General features: G+C 77.2%; 3 protein-coding genes. All 3 read left to right on the top strand.

Annotated features, from left to right (window positions below; genetic code table 11):
- On the top strand, positions 1-806 hold an 806-nt coding region (locus MHY85_RS20640; protein ID WP_239200273.1), incomplete at its 5' end, for an ATP-binding cassette domain-containing protein.
- Positions 791-2,671 (top strand): GAF domain-containing protein, encoded by a 1,881-nt coding sequence (locus MHY85_RS20635; protein WP_239200270.1) that lies wholly within the window; start codon positions 791-793, stop codon positions 2,669-2,671. The genes MHY85_RS20640 and MHY85_RS20635, both read left to right, overlap by 16 nt.
- Before the next feature lie 108 nt (positions 2,672-2,779).
- Positions 2,780-3,278: hypothetical protein (locus MHY85_RS20630; RefSeq protein WP_239200267.1), on the top strand; the 499-nt coding region annotated here is incomplete at its 3' end.

The raw sequence follows: 3,278 nt of genomic DNA, 5'->3' as shown, positions 1-3,278 counted from the left end.
CCCGCCTCACCGCGCGGGGCCTCGCCGTCGGCTGGCCCGGCCGCCCGCCCGTGGTGACCGGCCTCGACCTGGACCTGTGCCCGGGCCGCAGCGTCGCCGTCGTCGGCCCGTCGGGCGTCGGCAAGACCACCCTGCTGCTGACGCTGGCGGGCTTCCTGCCCCCGCGGGGCGGCGAGCTGCTGCTGGACGGCATCCCGCTGACCGACGTCGACCCGACGGTCCGGCTCGCGCGGCTCGCGCTCACCACCGAGGACGCGCACGTCTTCGAGACCACCCTGCTGGAGAACCTGCGGGTCGCCCGCGGCGACGCGACGCCCGAGGACGCCCGCGCGGCGCTCGTCCGCGCCGGGCTGGGCGACTGGCTGGCGGGCCTGCCCGACGGCGTCGACACCGCGCTCGGCCCCGACGCCCGGAGCGTGTCCGGCGGCGAGCGGCGGCGCCTGCTGCTGGCCCGCTCGCTGCTGGCGACGGCGCCGCTGCTGCTGGTGGACGAGCCGGCCGAGCACCTCGACCCGGGGACGGCCGACCGCCTCGTCGGCGACCTGCTGGCGGCCCCGCGCGCCGCGGGGACCGCACCCGCCGCCGCGGGCGCCCCGGGCGACGGCACCCCGGCCCGCGGCGTCCTCGTCGTCACCCACCGCCTGGCCCCGCTGGCCGCGGCGGACGAGGTGCTGGTCCTCCGGGACGGCCGGGTCGCGGCGCGCGGGACGCACGCGCACCTGCTGGTCGCCGACGCCCAGTACGGTGAGGCGCACGCCAGCGAGCAGGACGAGGGTGGGACGACGAGCACATGGCCGACGAGCTGACCGGACGCCACCCGGCGCCGCACGACGCCGCACCGCAGGAGCCCGCGCGCCGGCAGCCCGGCCCTCGCCCGCAGGACGCCGCCGCGGCCGAGCAGCGCGCCGCCGCGCTCGGCGTCGCCGCCCCGACCTACGGCCCGGGCCCCACCACGACGATCCACGTCCGCGAACCCGGCGGCCGCTCGCACCTGGAGCTCGGCACCGCGTCCGAGACCGGAGACGAGCTCGCCGACCTGCTGGACGCCGTGCTGTCCGTCGCCTCCGGCCTCGACCTCCCCGGCGTGCTCGAGCGGTTCGTCCGGGTGTCCGTCGAGCTGACCGGCGCGCGGTACGGCGCGATCAACGTGCTCGACTCCCGGGGCGAGTCGACCACCTTCGTCCAGACCGGCGTGCCCGCGGCCGCGGCCGCGATGATGGGGCACCCGCCGCACGCCCGGGGCGTCCTCGGGCACATCCCCGCGCACGGCGTCCTGAAGCTCGAGGACCTCACCGAGCACCCGGCGTTCCAGGGCTGGCCGGCCGCCCACCCCGCGATGGGGTCGTTCCTCGGCGCGGCCGTGCGCGTGCGGGAGCAGGTCTTCGGCTACCTCTACCTGTCCGAGAAGGACGGCGGGTTCACCGACAAGGACGCCACCGCGGTCATCGCCCTCGCGGCGACGGCCGGCGTCGCGGTCGCGAACGCCCAGCTGTTCGCCGAGGGCGCCCGCCGCGAGCACTGGCTGCGCGCGGGCCAGGACATCACCACGATGCTGCTGTCCGGCGCCGACGAGGAGGACGCGCTCGCCCACATCGCCGCGACCGCCCGGGACGTCGCCGACGCCGACACCGCCGCGCTCGCCCTGCCGGGCGTGGGCGGCGAGCTGCTCATCGAGCTGGCCGACGGGCACAACGCCGACGCCCTGGTCGGCGCGCAGCTCACGCCCGGCGGCCCGACGTGGTCGGTCATGGAGGACGGCCAGGGCCTCATCATCGACTCGCTCGCGCGGTCCAGCCGGATCACCGTGCCGGCGATGCGGGCGTTCGGCTCCGCGCTGTTCGCCCCGCTCCAGACCTCGGGCCGCGGCGTCGGCGTGCTCATCCTGCTGCGCAAGGTCGGCACCCTGGCGTTCGACCAGGGCGACCTCGACACCGCGGAGTCGTTCGCGTCCCAGGCCGCGCTGGCGTTCGTGCTGGCCGAGGCGCGGCATGCCCAGGACCAGGCGGCCCTGCTGGACGAGCGGGAGCGGATCGCGCGCGACCTGCACGACCTGGCGATCCAGCAGCTGTTCGCGACCGGCATGCAGCTCGAGACCGTCCGCCGCCGGTCCTCGCGCGGCGTCGACCCGTCCGAGCTGACGAGCATCGTCGAGGAGGCGCTGGACAACGTCGACGCCTCGGTCCGGCAGATCCGCCAGATCGTCTACGCGCTGCGCGACCCGGACGCCGCGACCGGCATCGTCGAGCGGCTGCGCCGGGAGGCGTCGCTGGCGCGCACCGGCCTCGGGTTCGCGCCCTCGCTCATCGTCACGCTGGACGGCGAGTCGGTGCCCGACGGCGACTACATCGTCGCCGACCTGATCGACGAGCGGATCGGCCCGGACCGCACCGACGACGTCGTCGCGGTCGTGCGCGAGGGCCTGGCGAACGCCGCGCGGCACGCGCACGCGTCCTCGGTGGCGGTGCGGGTGACCGTCCGGGGCGCGGGTCCGCTGGGGACCGTGCACGTGGAGGTCGAGGACGACGGGGTCGGCCTGCCCGCGACGCGCGACCGCCGGTCCGGCACGGGCAACCTGGCCGCGCGCGCCCGGCAGCACGGCGGGACGTTCTCGCTCGGGGTCGCCCCCGGCGGGCGCGGCACGCTGCTGTCCTGGGAGGTCCCGCTGGGCTGAGCCCGCGGGGGCCCGCCGAGCCGTCCACAGGCGTCGTCGTCGTGCTCCGTCCCCAGGTCGAGGGCTCGGCTGCGGGATCGTGTGGGTGGTCGTCGGTAGTGTCGTTCCATGGCACCTGACCTGCAGGAACACTTCGACGGCGACGTGGTCGCCGCCGTGGTGCTGCCGGTCTACGGGGCGGACGGGACGTGCCTGACGGACCTCGGCCCGGACCCGGTCGTGGCCGCCGGCGGGGCGCCGCGCACGGGTGAGCAGCGGCAGGTCGAGGCGATCCGGGCATGTCCGCCCGGGCCCGAGCTGGACGCGTGGCTGCGGGGCCTGGACCTGACGGTGCTGAGCCCGGCGATCCTGGTCGAGACGATCGCCGCGCAGGACCGGGTCGAGTCCTACCAGCACGCACGCAAGCTGGCCATGGTCGCCGAGCTGGCCGGCCGGCAGGAGATGCGCCCGGACTGGTCCCCGCTGGCCGGGGCGCCGCCCACGCAATCCAGCGTGGCCGGCGACGAGCTCGCGATGCGGCTGGGGTGGCCCCGGGTCACCGCGACCAGGACCGTGAACCGGGCCGTGGTGCTCGACAGCCTGCTGTGCGCCACCCGGCAGGCGCTGG

This window comes from Cellulomonas sp. ACRRI (genome assembly GCF_022346185.1).
Classification (GTDB): Bacteria; Actinomycetota; Actinomycetes; order Actinomycetales; family Cellulomonadaceae; genus Cellulomonas.
Note: the sequence above shows the minus strand (reverse complement) of the source record. Positions and strands in the feature narration are given on the sequence as shown.